Annotated in this window: 1 protein-coding gene; it reads left to right on the top strand. The window is 51.9% G+C overall.

Annotated features, from left to right (window positions below):
• On the top strand, window positions 1–226 hold a 226-nt coding region (locus IBT46_RS27095), incomplete at its 5' end, for a hypothetical protein (RefSeq protein ID WP_200548137.1).
• Window positions 227–364: the final 138 nt, after the last annotated feature.

Here is a 364-nt window from a genome sequence, read left to right as displayed (position 1 = left end):
GAAAAACGGGATCACGCTTGCCTGCGGCGGGGCCTATATCCGGCTGACTCCGGCGGGTGAAGTGGAGATTCATGGGCCTGGCTTGCTGAGCCTGAAGGGGCAGCATAAATGGATGGGGCCGACGAGCCAGGACTTTCCTCTGCCGGAACTGCCATCGTCAGTGTGTAAAGAGTGCCTTAAAAAAGCGCAGGAGCTCGCGCAGGGTTTTGTGCCAAGGGAGGCATAATTGAACATGTCCGGCATTACCAATTGGATAAACAAGCTTCAGCATACCTATGCTGAAATTGAAGCTAACCACCTCGATTTTATTATCGACCAGTGCGGTATCGATTTTTCAGTTATCCCGGTACTGAAGGAGTTTAGC

The sequence above is a fragment of the Erwinia sp. S38 genome (assembly GCF_016624545.1).
Taxonomy (GTDB): domain Bacteria; phylum Pseudomonadota; class Gammaproteobacteria; order Enterobacterales; family Enterobacteriaceae; genus Erwinia; species Erwinia coffeiphila.
This window is presented reverse-complemented; position numbering and strand designations above follow the sequence as displayed.